The organism is Nocardioides zhouii (assembly GCF_004137345.1).
GTDB lineage: Bacteria > Actinomycetota > Actinomycetes > Propionibacteriales > Nocardioidaceae > Nocardioides > Nocardioides zhouii.
The window spans coordinates 109,651-124,418 of the sequence record NZ_SDWV01000002.1 but is presented as its reverse complement, the minus strand read 5'-3'; the positions used below and the strand labels follow the sequence as shown (position 1 = coordinate 124,418).

The window sequence follows — 14,768 nt, the reverse complement described above, 5'->3', positions numbered from 1 at the left end:
CCCGCGACGGTCAGAGAATCGTCCAGGTGTCTCCGCCGCCGATCAGGGCCGCCAGCCGCGCGGTCCGGTCGGCGGCGTCGTCGTTCGCCGAGCCGTTGCTGGCCACAGACACCTGCTCGCGCGCGGCGTCGTCGTACGTCCGGCGCTCCACCTGGCGGAAGATGCCGATCGGTGAGGTGTTGAGGTAGCCCGCGTCGGTCAGCCGGGAGATGGCGAACGCCATCGTCGGGTCGGGGCTGTGCGCGTCGTGGACCACGATGTCCTCCGCGGCCACGTCAGCGGTCGCGACGATCTTCACGCCACCGGTCTGCTCGTCACGCACCAGCGCCTTGGCGCCCTTCCCTGCCATCGGGCCGTCATCGAGGGTGGCACCGAAGGTCACCGGCTGGCCGTGCACGAGCGGGATGAGCGCGTCGGCCTTGGTGTCGGGGTTCTTGATCGCGTCGAAGGCGCCGTCGTTGAAGATCGGGCAGTTCTGGTAGATCTCGACCAGCGAGGTGCCGCGGTGGGCGGCGGCTGCTGCCAGCACCCCGGTGAGGTGCTTGCGGTCGGAGTCGATGGTGCGCGCCACGAAGGTCGCCTCGACGCCGAGCGCCAGGGACACCGGGTTGAACGGGTGGTCGAGCGAGCCCATCGGCGTCGACTTGGTGACCTTGCCGGTCTCCGACGTGGGGGAGTACTGCCCCTTGGTGAGGCCGTAGATCCGGTTGTTGAAGAGCAGGATCGTCATGTTCACGTTGCGGCGCAGGGTGTGGATCAGGTGGTTGCCGCCGATCGACAGCGCATCGCCGTCGCCGGTGACGACCCACACCGAGAGGTCCTCGCGCGCGGTCGCGATGCCGGTCGCGATCGTCGGCGCGCGACCGTGGATCGAGTGCATGCCGTAGGTGTCGAGGTAGTAGGGGAAGCGCGACGAGCAGCCGATGCCCGAGACGAACACGATGTTCTCGCGGCGCAGCCCCAGGTCGGGCAGGAAGGACTGGACGGCCTTGAGCACGGCGTAGTCGCCGCAGCCCGGGCACCAGCGCACCTCCTGGTCGGACGTGAAGTCCTTGCCCGTCTGCTTCTCGTCGGTCGTCGGGACCGACTCGGTCCCGGAGCGGAACGCCGGGATGCCCAGCTCGGTCAGTGGCTCGGTCATCGCACGCTCTCCTGATCGGTCGAAGTGGGAGTCAGGTCGACCTCGATGCCCTCGGCCTCGGCGACGAGGCCGCCGATCACGTCGGCCAGGACGGCGGCCTTCAACGGGAGGCCGCGGACCTCGTTATAGCCGACGACGTCCACGAGGTACTTCCCGCGCAGCAGCAGCGAGAGCTGGCCGAGGTTCATCTCGGGCACCAGCACCCGGTCGTAGCGCTTCAGGATCTCGCCGAGGTCGTTCGGGAACGGGTTGAGGTGGCGCAGGTGCGCCTGGGCCACGTGGTAGCCGGCCTTGCGGACGCGGCGTACGCCCGCACCGATCGGGCCGTACGTCGATCCCCAGCCGATGACCAGCACCTTCGCCCGGCCGTCCGGGTCGTCGACCTCGAGCGGCGGCAGCGAGTCGGCGACCCGGTCGACCTTGGCCTGCCGGGTGCGGACCATGAAGTCGTGGTTGGCCGGGTCGTACGAGATGTTGCCGTGCCCGTCGCCCTTCTCGAGGCCGCCGATGCGGTGCTCGAGGCCGGGCGTGCCCGGGATCGCCCACGGGCGGGCCAGCGTGGCGTCGTCACGGAGGTAGGGCCAGAACTCGGCGTCGTCGCCGTCGCCGTAGTTCTTCGACGTCGCGAAGTTCGGGTCGATCGTGGGGAGCTCGTCGAGGGCAGGGATCCGCCACGGCTCCGAGCCGTTGGCGAGGTAGCCGTCGGACAGGATGATCACCGGGGTGCGGTAGGTGACGGCGATCCGGACCGCCTCGACGGCGGCGTCGAAGCAGTCGCCGGGGGACTGCGGAGCCACGATCGGCAGCGGCGCCTCGCCGTTGCGGCCGAACATCGCCTGCAGCAGGTCGGCCTGCTCCGTCTTGGTCGGCAGGCCGGTCGACGGGCCGCCGCGTTGTACGTCGACGACGACCAGCGGCAGCTCGGTCATGATCGCGAGGCCGATGGCCTCCGACTTGAGCGAGACGCCCGGACCGGACGTCGTGGTGACGCCGAGCTGGCCGGCGAACGAGGCGCCGATGGCGGCGCCGACGCCGGCGATCTCGTCCTCCGCCTGGAAGGTCATCACGCCGAACCCCTTGTGCTTCGACAGCTCGTGGAGGATGTCGGAGGCAGGCGTGATCGGGTAGGAGCCCAGGAAGACCGACAGCCCGGACTGCACGCCGCCGGCGATGAGGCCGTACGACAGCGCCAGGTTGCCGGTGATGTTGCGGTAGGTGCCGGGCGGCATCACGGCGGGCTTGATCTCGTAGCGCACCACGAACGTCTCGGTGGTCTCGCCGAAGTTCCAGCCGGCCTTGAACGCGGTCAGGTTGGCGTCGCGGATGTCGGGCACCTTGGCGAAGCGCTTGGTGAGGAACGCCTCCGTCGACTCGGTCGGGCGCCCGTACATCCACGACAGCAGGCCGAGGGCGAACATGTTCTTCGCGCGCGAGGCGTCCTTGCGGGAGAGGCCGAACTCCCTGACGGCCTCGACCGTCATGCCGGTGAGGTCCACCGTGTGGAGGGCGTACTCGGCGAGGGTGTCGCCGTCGAGGGGGTTGTCGGAGTAGCCCGCCTTCGTCAGGTTGCGGGCGGTGAAGTCGTGGGAGTCGACGATGATCGTGGCGCCCTTGGGCAGGTCGCCGAGGTTGGCCCGCAGCGCGGCGGGGTTCATCGCGACGAGGACGTCGGGGGCGTCGCCCGCGGTCAGGATGTCGTGGTCGGCGAAGTGCACCTGGAACGACGAGACGCCCGGCAGGGTCCCCTGGGGCGCCCGGATCTCGGCGGGGAAGTTCGGGAGCGTGACCAGGTCGTTGCCGAAGGCCGCTGTCTCCTGGGTGAAGCGGTCGCCGGTGAGCTGCATGCCGTCACCGGAGTCGCCGGCGAACCGGATGATGACGCGGTCCAGCTGCTTGACCTGCTTGGCGGGGTGGCTCACCTGTGCCCTGCTTCCTACGAGTCCCGGGGAGTGTTCCCCCGACCTCCACATTAGCCGCGTCGCCGCGTGGAACAGGCCCGTCCCCACGTGATGGACGCCTCCTCCACGCAGGGACGACGGGGCACGTGACACACGACACGCGACCGAAGTCCGGGCAATGTCATCGAGATCCATAAAGTCATGTATCTTTCTCGACATTGCACACCGATCAAGAAAGTCGAGATCCCCCCATGCAGATCCGTTCACGTGCCGCTCTCGCGGCAGCTCTGGTCGGGGCCACCTTGTCCGGACTGGCCCTGTCCGCCTGCTCCCCCGGCGGCGCCAGCAGTGAGGACGACGCGGCCAACACCATCTCCATCGTCGGCTTCGCGGTGCCCGAGGCCGCCAACAAGAACATCGCCACCGAGTTCAACAAGACCGACGAGGGCAAGGGCGTGAGGTTCCAGACGTCCTACGGTCCCTCCGGCGACCAGAGCCGCGCGGTCGCGGCCGGTCTCAAGGCCGACTACGTCCACTTCTCCGTGCCGACCGACGTGACCCGTCTGGTCGACGAGGGCCTCGTGGCCGACGACTGGGACTCCGGCGAGAACAAGGGCGTCGTGTCCACCTCGGTCGTCGTCTTCGGCGTCCGCGACGGCAACCCCAAGAACATCCAGACCTGGGCCGACCTGGTGAAGCCCGGCGTCGAGATCGTCACCCCGAACCCCGCCTCGTCGGGTGCTGCCCGCTGGAACGCCCTCGCCGCCTACGGCCAGGTCATCAGCGACGGCGGCACCGAGGAGGAGGCCACGGAGTTCGTCAACAAGTTCTTCAAGAACGTCGTCTCGCTCCCCGGCAGCGGCCGTGACGCCACCACGGCGTTCCTCGGCGGCACCGGCGACGTGCTCATGGCGTACGAGAACGAGGCCATCCTGGCCGCGCAGAACGACGAGGCCTTCGAGTACATCCTCCCGGACACCACGCTGAAGATCGAGAACGCCGGCGCCATCCTCAAGGACGCCTCCAAGCCCTCGCAGGCCTGGCTGGACTTCGTGCTCTCCGACGAGGGCCAGACGCAGTTCGCCCTCACCGGCTTCCGCCCGCTCCGCGACGACATCGACTACGGCGGCACCGTCGAGGGTGCGACCGACCCGTCGAACCCGTTCCCGGAGGTCCCGACCCTGCTGACCGTCGACAACGACTTCGGTGGCTGGGACGAGGTCTCGACCAAGTTCTTCGACGAGGAGAACGGCCTGATCTTCCAGGCCATCCTCGGTGCCGGCCTCTCCCTCGAGTGAGCTGACCACCCCTCCTCATGACCTCAACTGAGATCGCACGCGTCCGACCGGCGAGGACTCTTCGCCGGTCGGGCCCGCGTTCCACGCTGACGCGCTCCTCCGGGCTCGGGCTCGGCATCGCCATGATCTGGTTCAGCGCGCTGGTCCTGATCCCGCTCGCCGCCATCGTCGTCACTGCCATCGACGGCGGCTGGGGCATCTTCTGGAACACCATCACCAATGGCCAGACGCTGTCCGCCATCAAGCTCACGGTCTTCACCGCCGCGGGCGTCACCCTCGTCAACATCATCATGGGCCCGCTCATCGCCTGGGTGCTGGTGCGCGACCGGTTCTGGGGCAAGTCGGTCCTCGAGGTGATGATCGACATCCCCTTCGCCCTCCCCACGATCGTGGCGGGCCTGGTGCTGCTCTCGCTCTACGGCACCGACAGCCCGCTCGGCATCGACATCGCCAACAAGCGCCCCGCGGTCTTCCTGGCCTTCCTGTTCGTCACACTCCCGTTCGTGGTGCGCATGGTCCAGCCGGTGCTCGAGGAGCTCGACCGCGACGTCGAGGAGGCTGCCGCCTCACTGGGCGCCAACCGGATCACCACCTTCCGGCGCATCATCCTGCCGAGCCTCACGCCCGCCATCGCGGCCGGCGCGGCCCTGTCGTTCGCCCGCGGCGTCAGCGAGTACGGCTCGCTGGTCCTGCTGTCGGGCAACCTTCCCTTCAAGACCGAGGTCACCTCCGTGCGGATCCTCAGCAGCATCGAGAACGACAACGTCGCGGGGGCAGCAGCCGTCGCGACGGTGCTGCTCGCCATCTCGCTGACCGTGATCGTGGTCCTCGACCTGATCCAGAGGCGGGTGGCTGCACGTGGCTGACACCTTGATCCACGACATCGTCGAGCCGGCTCCCGTCGAGCAGCGCCTCCGCCCGCCGCGGGTGCGCAAGACGCCGACCACGTACATCCTGCGCTTCATCGCCACCGCCTACCTGTTCTTCCTGGTGGCGTGGCCGGTGTCGCTGGTCGTCACGCACACCTTCGACGACGGCTTCTCCTCGATCCAGGCGCTGCTCTCGGACCCCGACACCGTCGTGGCCCTGGAGCTGAGTGCGTACGTCGCGGTGTTCTCCGTCGTGATCAACACGATCTTCGGCGTGGGGATCTCGATGCTGCTGGTCCGCCAGCAGTTCCCTGGCAAGCGGCTGCTCAACGCCCTGCTCGACATCCCACTGTCGGTCTCGCCGATCGTGGTGGGCCTGGCGCTCGTCCTCGTCTACAGCGGACGCAACGGCTGGTTCGGGCCGATCCTGTCCGACATCGGTTTCCAGATCATCTTCTCGACTCCCGGCATCATCATGGCGACCACCTTCGTGGCGCTGCCGCTGATGATCCGCGAGCTCGTGCCGGTGCTCGAGGAGATCGGCATCGAGCAGGAGCAGGCAGCCCAGAGCCTCGGCGCCAACGCCATGCAGCGGTTCTGGCGGATCACCCTGCCGTCGATCAAGTGGGGCATCGTCTACGGCGTGGTGCTGACCCTGGCCCGCTCGCTGGGCGAGTTCGGCGCGGTCAAGGTCGTCTCGGGCAACATCCTCGGCCAGACCCGCACCGCCACGCTCGTGGTCGAGGAGAAGTACCTCAACTTCGACCCGCAGGGCGCGTACGCGACGGCATTCCTCCTCGCGATGGTCTCGGTGGCCTGCATCGTCGTCGTCGCCATCATCCGCCCCAAGAACCACCACTGAGCCCGGCTCAGACACCCCAGAAACCCCGAAAGGCCACCCTCATGAGCATTGAAGTACGTGGGCTCAACAAGAAGTTCGGCGACTTCGTCGCGCTCGACGACGTCAACGTGTCGATCCCGACCGGCCAGCTCACCGCGCTGCTGGGCCCGAGCGGTGGCGGCAAGTCCACCCTGCTGCGGATCATCGCCGGCCTCGAGAAGGGCGACAGCGGCACCGTCAACATCGAGGGCGTCGACGCCACCAACCTGCCGGCGCAGAAGCGCAACGTGGGCTTCGTCTTCCAGCACTACGCCGTCTTCAAGCACATGACGGTCGCCAAGAACGTCGCGTTCGGCCTCGAGATCCGCAAGCGCCCCAAGGACGAGATCGAGCATCGGGTCGACGAGCTGCTCAAGCTCGTGCACCTCTCGCAGTTCTCCCACCGGCTCCCCTCGCAGCTCTCCGGCGGCCAGCGCCAGCGGATGGCACTCGCGCGGGCGCTCGCGGTCGAGCCGAGCGTGCTGCTCCTCGACGAGCCGTTCGGCGCGCTCGACGCGAAGGTGCGCAAGGAGCTGCGCGACTGGCTGCGGCGCCTGCACGACGACGTGCACGTCACGACCGTGTTCGTGACCCACGACCAGGAGGAGGCCCTCGAGGTCGCCGACGAGATCGTGGTGGTCAACGAGGGCCGCGTCGAGCAGGTCGGCACCCCCGACCAGCTCTACGACGAGCCCGCCAACGACTTCGTGATGTCGTTCCTCGGCGAGGTGACCCACCTCGGTGGCGTCTCGCTGCGTCCCCACGACATCGAGCTCGACACCCAGCCGCGTCTTGCCGGCGGCGTCGAGGGCACCGTGTCGCGGATGGTCCGGATCGGCTTCGAGGTACGCCTGACCGTGCTCACGGTCGACGGCGACGAGGTGTCGGTCGTGGTGACGCGGACGCACGCCCGCTCGTTCGGCCTGGAGGAGGGCAGCACCGTGTGGCTCACCCCTGCGGATGGTGCCACCCTGATTCCCCGCATGGCCGTTGCTGGCTAGCGTGGCGAAGGCCCCCCGGACGTCGGTCGCAGCGGCTAGCGTCGGCTCGTGACCATCACCACGACGACCGGCGAGCTCTGGGTGGCCGTCGAGACGTTCGACGCCGAGACGGCGGAGATCGCGCTCGCCCGGCTGTTCTGGGACGTCCCCCTGTCCGGGGCCGTGACCGGAGTCGTGCTGCCGTTCCTCCGCGAGGTCGGCGACCGCTGGGAGGCGGGCACGCTGTCGGTGGCCCACGAGCACTTCGTGAGCGACATGCTGCGCCGCAAACTCTCGGCGCTGTCGTCGGTGCCGCCCCAACAGGTCCTGGCGGACGCCTCGGCGCCGTCGCCGGTCGTCCTGCTCGCCTGCCCGCCGGGGGAGCGCCACGACCTGGTGCTGCTCTGCGTGGCGCTGATGCTGCGCGAGCGCGGCGTACGAGCCCGCTTCCTCGGCGCCGACACCCCGATCCCGGCCGTCCTGACGGCCGCCCGTGCGTGCGGTGCTGACGCCGTCGTGCTCGCCGCGACCCGCTCCACCGCGTTCACGGCCCACGGCACGTCGCTGCTGAGGATCGCGGAGGACCACGCCCTCTACGTCGCCGGTCGCGGCGCCGACGAGCAGACGGTCGCCGAGATCGGCGCCACCGCGCTGCCGGAGGACCCGGTCCGCGCCGTGGTCTTCCTCATCGGCGCGCTCAACCGGGTCAGCGGTAGTTGGTGAACTGCACCGCGAAGTCGTAGTCCTGCGACTTCACCAGCTGCTGCACGGCCTGCAGGTCGTCGCGCTTCTTCGACGACACCCGCAGCTCGTCGCCCTGCACCTGGGCCTTGACGCCCTTGGGGCCCTCGTCGCGGATCAGCTTCGAGATCTTCTTGGCGTCCTCGGAGGTGATGCCCTCCTTGAGCGCGATGTCGATCTTCGAGACCTGGCCGGACTGGCGCGGGTCGGAGGTGTCGAGGATCTTCAGGCTCTGGTTGCGCTTGATCAGCTTGTCCTGGAAGACGCTGAGCACCGCGCTCGCGCGGTCGTCGGCGGAGGCGGTGATCTCGATGGCCTGCTCGCCCTTCCACTCGATGCTCGCGCCGGTGCCCTTGAAGTCGAAGCGGTTGGCGATCTCGCGTGCTGCCTGGCTCAGGGCGTTGTCGACCTCCTGGCGGTCCAGCTTGCTCACGATGTCGAAGCTCGAGTCAGCCATGGTGTGCCTCCTTGGATTGGGCTTGTGTGGCGCTGCCGGGGTGCCCCGGCGATTCGTAGCGGTGTCCGTGCCTTGCTATTGTTCCGCACGCCCCGGCAGGTTGCCCGAGCGGCCAAAGGGAGCTGACTGTAAATCAGCCGGCAACGCCTACAGAGGTTCGAATCCTCTACCTGCCACTGGACAGAACACTGGTCCAGTCGCCAGACCCCCTCACCTCGTGCGGGGGTCTCGTGCGTTGTGGGCCCCCGCTGGTTGACGGCGCTGGTTGACTGCCCGGGTGAGCCACCCTGCGCCCCCCGACGATGCCTGGCTCGACGCCGAGTGCCGCCGCCTGCTCCAGTTCGGCCGCCGCGTCATCCACCCGGTCGGCGGCGCCGCCTGGCTCGACGGCGACGGCGTGCCCGACCTCGACCGCCCGGTCCACACGTGGATCACCAGCCGTACGGTCCACGTCTTCGCGATCGGGCACCTGCTCGGTGTCGAGGGCTGCGCGCCGATCGCCACCGCCGCGCTCCACGGGCTGCGCTCGACGCTCCACGACGACCTGGACGACGGCTGGTTCAGCGCCGTCGACGCCGCGGGCGCACCGACCGGCGCTGCCGCAAAGTCGTGCTACGACCACGCCTTCGTGATGCTGGCCGGCTCCTCGGCGGTCGTGGCCGGGCTGCCGGGTGCGGATGCGCTCCTCGCCCACGCTACGCGCGTCTTCGAGCAGCGCTTCTGGGACGAGGCCACCGGCCGTGTGGTCGACGAGTGGGACCGCGCCTGGACGGAGCCGGCGCCCTACCGCGGGCTCAACGCGGCCATGCACTCCGTCGAGGCGATGCTGGCGGTCGGCGACGTGACCGGTGCGGGCGTCTGGCACGAGCGGGCCGCGCGCATCGCGGCGTACGTCGTTGGGCTCGCGTCGTCGTACGACGGCAGGCTGCCCGAGCACTTCGGCCCCGACTGGTCGGTCGACCTCGACCTCAACCGCGACCGTCCTGACGACCCGTTCAAGCCCTACGGCGCGACGGTCGGCCACGGTCTCGAGTGGTCGCGCCTGCTCCTCCACGTCGAGGCGACGCTGGGCGACGACGCACCGGCCGGCCTGCTGGAGACGTCACGACTGCTCTTCGACCGGGCCGTCACGGACGGCTGGCACGCCGACGGCGAGCCCGGCTTCGTCTACACGACCGACTGGGACGGCACGCCCGTCGTACGCCAGCGCATGCACTGGGTCGCGGCCGAGGGGATCGCGGCCGCTGCGGCACTGCACCGCCGGACCGGCGAGACGGCGTACGCCGAGCGCTACGCCACGTGGTGGGACTATGTCGTCACGCACCTCCGCGACGTCGAGCGAGGCTCGTGGCACCACGAGCTCGACCCGGGCAACCGGCCGCAGGCGTCGGTGTGGCCGGGCAAGCCCGACCTCTACCACGCGGTGCAGGCGACCCTCCTGCCGCGACTGCCGCTGAGCCCGAGTCTCGCGAGCGCGGTGGCTCTGTCGGACCGCACCCCGCCACCGGCATGATGGAGGCATGACGGACGCACAGCCGCGGGTCCTCGTCGTCGGCGAGGCGCTCGTCGACGTCGTCCCGGACCTCGACGGCCACCCCCAGGACCTCCCCGGCGGGAGCCCGGCCAACGTCGCGATCACCCTCGGGCGGCTCGGTCGCGACGTGCGGCTGGTGACGCTGCTCGGCGACGACGACCGCGGTGCGGCGGTCCGCGCCTGGCTCGAGGCCAGCGGCGTGACCGTCCTGGCGCAGCCGACCGCCTCGGGCCGTACGTCCACAGCGGCCGTCACCCTCGACGCGACGGGCGCGGCGTCCTATGTCTTCGACCTCGACTGGAACCTCGCGTCCGTGCCGGACGAGGAGTGCGACGTGTTCCACGTCGGCTCGATCGCGACCGTGCTCGAGCCGGGTGCCGACGCCGTCCTCGAAGCCGTCCGCTCACGTCGTGGTCGCGCCCTCGTCTCGCTCGACCCCAACGCCCGTCCCTCGATCACGCCGGACCGCGCCGGGCCGGCCGCCCGGGTCGAGGAGCTGGTGGCCCTGGCCGACGTGGTCAAGGTCAGCGACGAGGACCTCGAGTGGCTCCACCCCGACAGCAGTCCCGTCGAGACGGCCACGCGCTGGGCGGCTGCAGGTCCGGGGCTGGTCGTCGTCACCCGCGGCGGTGACGGCGCGATCGCCGTACGCCACGACGGCACGACGCTCGAGGTGCCGGGCGTGCCCGTCGTCGTCGCCGACACCGTCGGTGCCGGCGACACCTTCAGCGGGGTCCTCATCGACTCGCTGCTCGCCCTCGGCGTCGGCGGCGCGGACGGGTCCGCCGCCCTGCGCGCCCTGACCGACCGCGACGTCCTCGAGGCCGTCGCGACCGCCGCGATCGGCGCAGCGGTCACCGTCTCCCGTCCGGGCGCGGACCCGCCGGACCGGGCCGAGCTCACGGTGGCCCTCGGCGGTTCCGGAGCGCCCACGGAGTGAGTGCCGAGCAGATCCACGACATCGGCCGGCGTCGGGCGTGGGTGATCTGGCTGGTCTCGCTCGCGGTCTACGTCCTGGCCGTCTTCCACCGCAGCTCGCTCGGTGTCGCGGGGATCATCGCGGCCGAGCGCTTCCACATCAGCGCCACCAGCCTGGCGACGTTCACCGTCCTCCAGCTCGTCGTGTACGCAGGCATGCAGGTGCCGGTGGGTGTGCTGCTCGACCGCTACGGCTCGCGAGCCCTGCTGATCTGGGGCCTCGTGCTGATGACCGTCGGTCAGCTCGGGTTCGCCTTCTCGGCATCGTTCGCCGGCGCGGTGCTGTCGCGCGCGGTGGTCGGCGCCGGCGACGCGATGGTCTTCGTCAGCGTGATCCGTCTCGTCACAGCGTGGTTCCTCGTGCGGCAGGGGCCGATGGTCACCCAGCTCACGGGCCTGTCCGGGCAGCTCGGTGCCATCGCCGCCGCCGGCCCGCTGTCGTACCTCCTGCACGCGCTCGGCTGGACCCGCGCCTTCGCGCTGACCTCGAGCTTCGGTGTGGTCCTGCTCGTCGCCGTGCTGCTCGTGGTCAAGGACTCGCCCTACCGGCGCGACGACGTGGTGGCGATCAAGCTCCGCGCGCTGGCGCAGTCGGTGCGTACGGTCTGGGGCAACCCCGGCACCCGGCTCGGCATGTGGTCGCACTTCTCTTCGCAGTTCTCCGCCACGGTGTTCGCGCTGCTGTGGGGCTATCCCTTCCTGGTGCAGGGGCTCGGGTGGACCCCGACCGGCGCGAGCACGCTCCTGATGGCGATGACCGCCTGGGCGGTGGTGAGCGGCCTCGCGCTCGCCCGCCTGGTCGGTCGGCTGCCCTTCTACCGCTCGTGGATCGTGGTCGGCGTGGTGATCGCCATGGTCGTCCCGTGGACGGCGGTCCTGCTGTGGCCCGGTGCGGCGCCGGACTGGCTCGTCGTCGTGATGGCCTTCGCCACGGCCAGCGGGGGTCCGGCCGCGATGGTCGGCTTCGACCTGGCGCGCTCCTTCACCCCGGCCCACGCGATCGGCCGCGCGAACGGTCTGGTCAACGTCGGCGGCTTCACCGCGTCCCTGCTGACGATGGCCCTGATCGGGATCGTGCTCGACCTGTCGTCGTCCGGCGGGATGGACTCGTACACGCTCGGCGACTTCAAGCTCGCGCTCGCCGTGCAGTACGTGTTCTGGGCGCTCGGCGTCATCCAGGTCCTGCGCTACCGGCGCCGCGGGCTCGCGCACCTCGCGCGGGTGCACCCCGGCTCCGTCGAGCAGATGCGCGCCGGGCAGCCGTTCGTCCACCCGGGGATCGGCACCGAGGGCGTCTGACCCCTTTGCCCCAGTGATCCCAGCCCGACACGAGCGACACCTGACGTCATGAGATCGTCGGGTCCGAACCCTGATTTCCCATGACGTCCCGGTGACGGCCAGCCTGCTCGGTCAGGCAGGATGCCGCCATGGGGTTGTTCAACAGGTCACGGGGGCAGGCAGTCGGACCGGCGGACGAGGCGCTGCCGTTCCTCACGGTGGAGCAGGCGGATGACTTCCGGACGCTGTTCGGTACGGCCTTGCGCGAGCGCGGGCTCGAGGTGCAGATGCATCCGGACCACGCGGTCGATGCCGCCGACCGGCAGTTCGGCCTCTGGAACCTTGCCGCCCAGTGCGCCGACGCCAAGCGCCGCCAGTGGCCACGGCTGGTGGCCGAGCACGTGGAGAGGGTCCTCGCGAGCTTCGACGCGCCCGACCCCTTCGACGGCCTCTCCGAGCAGGAGGTGGTCCGGCAGACGTACGCGCGGTTGAGCGCCGAGGACGGCCTGCCTCCGCTGGAGAACTTCCCCCACCGCGAGTTCGTGCCCGGTGTCGTGGAGATGCTGGCACTGGACCTGCCCGAGACGATCGCGATGTACAACCACGAGCACGCGACCCGCCTCGGCGGCTGGGAGGCGCTGCGCCGGCACGGTGTCCGGAACCTGCGCTCCCTCCCGGTCGAGCAGTTCGAGACGCTCGACGCCCCCGGCGGCGGAACCTTCCAGCTGCTCCTCGGTGACTCCGTGCACACGGCGAGCCGGGTGCTCCTGCTGCCCGGTCTCGCGTCGACGCTGGGCGGGCCCGAGGAGAGTGGTCACGGCTGGCTGATGAGCATCCCGAACCGGCACCAGGCGACGTGGCACATGATCAGCGATGCCACCGTGATCCCGGTCGTGCAGGCCATGGCGCACTTCGCCCGCCTCGGTCACGCCGACGCGCCGAGCCCGGTCAGTCCCCACGTCTACTGGTGGAACGGGTCCGGCTACGAGCAGCTGACCCACACCGATGACGAGGGGAACCTGTCCATCCACGCGAGCCCCGCGTTCACCGAGGTGCTCAACGCACTCGTCGGCGACGACTAGGAGCCCTCAGCCGATCTCGCCGTCCCCGTCGGCATCGAGGTCGCCGGTCGGGTCCTCGGCCGTCGGGTCCTCCAGGTAGTCCCCGCCGACCGGGTGGCCCTGCCACGACACCATCCGCCAGCCGGCGTCGAAGTCGCCCTCGAGCACGATGAGCGCGGTGTTGTGGAGCGGCTGGGTCGCGGGCGGAGCATCCGGGTGGGGCTCCATCCTGGTGGAGACCCACGTACGGAGGGCGGCGCCGTGGCTGACGATCAACGCCGCGCGGTGGCCGGCGTCGACGATGGTGCGGACCGCGGCGTCGAAGCGGGCCAGGAACTCCTCACCGGTCTCGCCGCCGGGCATCCGGTGGGTGAGGTCGCCCTCGAGCCAGGTGGCGACCGTGCCGATGTAGCCGGCGACGGCGTCGTGGTCGGCGCGCATCTCGAACTCGCCGGCCTGGATCTCCTCCAGTCCCTCGAGCTGGGTGAGAGCGAGGTCGCGGGTCTCGGCGGTCGGCGCCGCTGTCTGGTGCGTACGCACGCGGCTGGAGACGTAGATCGCATCGAGGTGCTCGTCGGCGAGGGCCTTGCTCGCGGCGACCGCCTGGGCGCGGCCGAGGTCGGTGAGGTCGAGGCCGGGGTGGGCGGTGTCGAGCTCGCCCGACACGTTGGCGTGGGTCTGGCCGTGCCGCATCAGCAGGAGTCGCACTGGAAGCCCTAGTTGTTGAACTGCGAGGTCTTGGAGGAGGCCAGCTCGAAGGCCTGCTCCAGCGGGATGTCCTCGAGGGCCGCGGCGACGTCCGAGCCGACGTGGCTCACCTCGGTTCCTCGCTTGAGCGGGACGAGCGTGTGCACCAGCCGGTCGTCGTACGTGTGGACCATGGTGAAGGCCTGGGCGGCGTCGACGCCCGAGATGAAGCGGTCGACCGGTGCCGGGTCGCTGGTGTAGCAGCTGGCGGAGGCCACCGACACCGGGACGCCGGCGAAGGTCGACCAGGTCGACATGTGCAGGTGCCCCGCGAGGATGCCCCGGACGTCGGTGCCGGCGATGACGTCGGCCAGCGCCTGCTGGTCGTGCAGCTCGATGAGCTCGGCCGCGCGCAGCATCGGCAGGGGGAGCGGCGGGTGGTGCATGGCGAGCAGGGTGCCGTGCTCGGCGGGTGTGGACAGCACATCGGCGAGCCAGGCCAGCTGCTCGGGCCGGAGCTCGCCGTGGTGGTAGCCCGGCACGCTGGTGTCGAGCGCCACGATCCGCAGGCCGTCGACCTCGTGCACGCGGTCCTGGAAGCCGGCGTCGTCGGAGTCGAAGAGCCCCTCGGCGAACGGCGCCCGCTCGTCGTGGTTGCCCATCGTCCAGACAACGATCGCGCCCATCTCCGCGGCCACCGGCTCGACGATCGAGCGGAGGGTGGCGTACGCGTCAGGAGCGGCCTGGTCGGCCAGGTCGCCGGTGAAGACGAGCGCCTGCGGCGCGGGGCGTACGGCGGCGAGCCGGTCGAGCGCGCGACGCAGGTTGGCGACGTTGTCGACCACGCCGTAGTGCAGGCCGCCGTCGGCGATCAGGTGCGGGTCGGAGAGGTGCGCGATGACGTGCCGGGGAGCGGCGTACTGGCCGAGCTGCTTCACGTGCCCAGCCTAGTGATGCGGCCCGTGC

The 14,768-nt window shown here is 70.3% G+C and carries 14 protein-coding genes and 1 tRNA gene; 10 read left to right on the top strand and 5 right to left on the bottom strand.

Translation table 11 applies throughout. The annotated features are described in order from the left end of the window. Positions 1 to 10: 10 nt before the first annotated feature. Together EUA94_RS02350 and EUA94_RS02345 are read right to left on the bottom strand one after the other, a co-directional pair. Entirely contained in the window at positions 11 to 1,129 is a 1,119-nt protein-coding gene (locus EUA94_RS02350; protein ID WP_479724694.1) for a 2-oxoacid:ferredoxin oxidoreductase subunit beta, read from the bottom strand. A gap of 8 nt (positions 1,130 to 1,137) precedes the next feature. After that, positions 1,138 to 3,258, bottom strand: coding sequence for a 2-oxoacid:acceptor oxidoreductase subunit alpha (locus EUA94_RS02345; RefSeq protein ID WP_479724692.1), 2,121 nt, complete (start codon positions 3,256 to 3,258; stop codon positions 1,138 to 1,140). 32 nt (positions 3,259 to 3,290) lie between these two features. Between EUA94_RS02345 and EUA94_RS02340 the strand changes: the two genes are divergently transcribed. Genes EUA94_RS02340 through EUA94_RS02320 form a run of 5 tightly spaced genes read left to right on the top strand, consistent with a single transcriptional unit; the run spans position 3,291 to position 7,789 of the window. Next, positions 3,291 to 4,337, top strand: a complete 1,047-nt coding sequence (locus EUA94_RS02340; protein WP_129424306.1) for a sulfate ABC transporter substrate-binding protein — start codon at positions 3,291 to 3,293, stop codon at positions 4,335 to 4,337. Between the two features lie 17 nt (positions 4,338 to 4,354). Continuing rightward, on the top strand, positions 4,355 to 5,203 hold the full coding sequence (gene cysT, locus EUA94_RS02335; RefSeq protein WP_129424304.1) for a sulfate ABC transporter permease subunit CysT: 849 nt from the start codon (positions 4,355 to 4,357) through the stop codon (positions 5,201 to 5,203). After that, the gene (locus EUA94_RS02330; protein ID WP_242494625.1) at positions 5,196 to 6,068 is read left to right on the top strand and encodes a sulfate ABC transporter permease; all 873 of its coding nucleotides are present in this window, start codon (positions 5,196 to 5,198) and stop codon (positions 6,066 to 6,068) included. Before cysT ends, EUA94_RS02330 begins: the two co-directional genes overlap by 8 nt. A gap of 41 nt (positions 6,069 to 6,109) precedes the next feature. Further along, positions 6,110 to 7,087: a sulfate/molybdate ABC transporter ATP-binding protein gene (locus EUA94_RS02325; RefSeq protein ID WP_129424302.1), complete on the top strand. Its 978-nt coding sequence runs from the start codon at positions 6,110 to 6,112 to the stop codon at positions 7,085 to 7,087. 48 nt (positions 7,088 to 7,135) lie between these two features. After that, positions 7,136 to 7,789, top strand: coding sequence for a cobalamin B12-binding domain-containing protein (locus tag EUA94_RS02320; protein WP_129424300.1), 654 nt, complete (start codon positions 7,136 to 7,138; stop codon positions 7,787 to 7,789). Here the strand turns inward: EUA94_RS02320 and EUA94_RS02315 are convergent. After that, positions 7,773 to 8,264 (bottom strand): YajQ family cyclic di-GMP-binding protein, encoded by a 492-nt coding sequence (locus tag EUA94_RS02315; RefSeq protein WP_129424298.1) that lies wholly within the window; start codon positions 8,262 to 8,264, stop codon positions 7,773 to 7,775. The two genes, EUA94_RS02320 and EUA94_RS02315, sit on opposite strands and share 17 nt — an antisense overlap. 94 nt (positions 8,265 to 8,358) lie before the next feature. On the opposite strand from EUA94_RS02315, the gene EUA94_RS02310 reads away from it, so the two are divergent. The 5 genes from EUA94_RS02310 (at position 8,359) to EUA94_RS02290 (ending at position 13,136) form a co-directional block, all read left to right on the top strand. Beyond that, a tRNA-Tyr gene (locus EUA94_RS02310) sits at positions 8,359 to 8,440 on the top strand. Between the two features lie 101 nt (positions 8,441 to 8,541). Continuing rightward, on the top strand, positions 8,542 to 9,777 hold the full coding sequence (locus EUA94_RS02305; RefSeq protein WP_129424296.1) for an AGE family epimerase/isomerase: 1,236 nt from the start codon (positions 8,542 to 8,544) through the stop codon (positions 9,775 to 9,777). 7 nt (positions 9,778 to 9,784) lie between these two features. Beyond that, positions 9,785 to 10,738: a carbohydrate kinase family protein gene (locus tag EUA94_RS02300; protein ID WP_129424294.1), complete on the top strand. Its 954-nt coding sequence runs from the start codon at positions 9,785 to 9,787 to the stop codon at positions 10,736 to 10,738. Beyond that, the gene (locus tag EUA94_RS02295; protein ID WP_129424292.1) at positions 10,735 to 12,075 is read left to right on the top strand and encodes an MFS transporter; all 1,341 of its coding nucleotides are present in this window, start codon (positions 10,735 to 10,737) and stop codon (positions 12,073 to 12,075) included. The genes EUA94_RS02300 and EUA94_RS02295 overlap by 4 nt, the downstream gene beginning before the upstream one ends. 128 nt (positions 12,076 to 12,203) lie before the next feature. Next, a complete protein-coding gene (locus tag EUA94_RS02290) occupies positions 12,204 to 13,136 on the top strand; it encodes a hypothetical protein (protein ID WP_129424290.1) in 933 nt (310 codons plus the stop codon). Positions 13,137 to 13,142: 6 nt separating this feature from the next. Here EUA94_RS02290 and EUA94_RS02285 read toward each other — a convergent pair whose 3' ends face one another. Beyond that, on the bottom strand, positions 13,143 to 13,823 hold the full coding sequence (locus tag EUA94_RS02285) for a histidine phosphatase family protein (protein WP_129424288.1): 681 nt from the start codon (positions 13,821 to 13,823) through the stop codon (positions 13,143 to 13,145). Between the two features lie 8 nt (positions 13,824 to 13,831). Continuing rightward, positions 13,832 to 14,740: a phosphodiesterase gene (locus EUA94_RS02280; protein WP_129424286.1), complete on the bottom strand. Its 909-nt coding sequence runs from the start codon at positions 14,738 to 14,740 to the stop codon at positions 13,832 to 13,834. Positions 14,741 to 14,768: the final 28 nt, after the last annotated feature.

Coding starts and splice junctions, on each gene's coding strand:
- EUA94_RS02315 (WP_129424298.1), bottom strand. CDS start 8,264: ATGGCTGACTCGAGCTTCGACATCGTGAGCAAGCTGGACCGCCAGGAG.
- cysT (WP_129424304.1), top strand. CDS start 4,355: ATGACCTCAACTGAGATCGCACGCGTCCGACCGGCGAGGACTCTTCGC.
- EUA94_RS02300 (WP_129424294.1), top strand. CDS start 9,785: ATGACGGACGCACAGCCGCGGGTCCTCGTCGTCGGCGAGGCGCTCGTC.
- EUA94_RS02290 (WP_129424290.1), top strand. CDS start 12,204: ATGGGGTTGTTCAACAGGTCACGGGGGCAGGCAGTCGGACCGGCGGAC.
- EUA94_RS02325 (WP_129424302.1), top strand. CDS start 6,110: ATGAGCATTGAAGTACGTGGGCTCAACAAGAAGTTCGGCGACTTCGTC.
- EUA94_RS02345 (WP_479724692.1), bottom strand. CDS start 3,258: ATGTCGAGAAAGATACATGACTTTATGGATCTCGATGACATTGCCCGG.
- EUA94_RS02340 (WP_129424306.1), top strand. CDS start 3,291: ATGCAGATCCGTTCACGTGCCGCTCTCGCGGCAGCTCTGGTCGGGGCC.